Source organism: Bartonella vinsonii subsp. berkhoffii ATCC 51672, assembly GCF_902825225.1.
GTDB lineage: Bacteria > Pseudomonadota > Alphaproteobacteria > Rhizobiales > Rhizobiaceae > Bartonella > Bartonella berkhoffii.
This window is the reverse complement of the sequence record NZ_CADEAK010000068.1, coordinates 1-952: the sequence shown is the minus strand read 5'-3', so window position 1 is coordinate 952 and position 952 is coordinate 1. Positions and strand designations below refer to the sequence as shown.

At 43.7% G+C, this 952-nt stretch carries 3 protein-coding genes; all 3 read right to left on the bottom strand.

Annotated elements, in window-relative coordinates; translation table 11 throughout:
- On the bottom strand, nt 1–449 hold a 449-nt coding region (locus J7R10_RS08250; RefSeq protein WP_208436438.1), incomplete at its 3' end, for a DUF3164 family protein.
- Nucleotides 433–711 (bottom strand): hypothetical protein, encoded by a 279-nt coding sequence (locus tag J7R10_RS08245; RefSeq protein ID WP_010705196.1) that lies wholly within the window; start codon nt 709–711, stop codon nt 433–435. The genes J7R10_RS08250 and J7R10_RS08245, both read right to left, overlap by 17 nt.
- A partial coding sequence (locus tag J7R10_RS08240) for a hypothetical protein (protein ID WP_208436437.1) occupies nt 708–952 on the bottom strand: 245 nt, incomplete at its 5' end. The genes J7R10_RS08240 and J7R10_RS08245, both read right to left, overlap by 4 nt.

Here is a 952-nt window from a genome sequence, read left to right as displayed (position 1 = left end):
CCCCGATTCACCTTGCCTTCTTTATCCGTATTAAAAGCACGCGTAATAATCGCACGGATTTCAGGGCGCGCATCCGCAGACCACTCATTTAAACATTCATCAAGAAGGCTTTTAGCAATTTGCAATTGTGGACCAAAATCAAAGCTCTCTTGCACTTGCACCTTAATGCGTTGCAAACCATCAAAACTTGTGTAAGTACAATTGCCCTTTTTACCACGCCGCTCCACGCCATATTCTTGCGCAAGCAAGTTATCAAAAGCACTCAAATCTGCAATCGTATGGCTATTAAAACGTGCAATCCTTGCCGATAGTTCTTTCGCAAAACCCATAATTTTGCACACCGTTTCATCCTCTAATAAATCCGCAGGGCGGATCAGACTTACCGGTACCAAAGCCCCCTTCGAATCCTTCATATAATGCGTTCCTTCAAGCTCAATTGGTTGATTCATCACAAAAGTCCTCCTTATGTTTTTGAAAACGGCGAAACGGCACAACATCCCCTGACAACGGCTTGTACCCCGCCTTTATTTGCCAACGACACCGCAAAAGTTCATGCCCTAAAATGTGGTTATAACCCGCCAAGCGGCGTAAATAATCATTCAATTCTCGAACATCTTTCGCACTCAAAAAAATGCCTTCCAGTTCATGCTTTAACAAAGCAGAGCGCAAAGCAATCAAGCAATCTCCAACCATATAAGGGTTCCGTTTCATAACTTTTCGCCTCCAAAATCCATATGAATAACTGTACTGCTTGCATCAATTGCCTCATCCCTCTTGGAATAAGGAATTCTGCAACGGGGCAAAGCTTCCACCACTTGGCCCTCTAAAACCGCCTCTGCTTCGCTTAAACGGTGAATACTCAATTCCAACTCAAGGGATAACGCCAAATCCACACAGAGTTTAAGCTGTTCTCCAATATCAAAACCGCGTTGATAATCGTCATAAAGACCAA

Coding starts and splice junctions, on each gene's coding strand:
- J7R10_RS08245 (WP_010705196.1), bottom strand. CDS start 711: ATGAAACGGAACCCTTATATGGTTGGAGATTGCTTGATTGCTTTGCGC.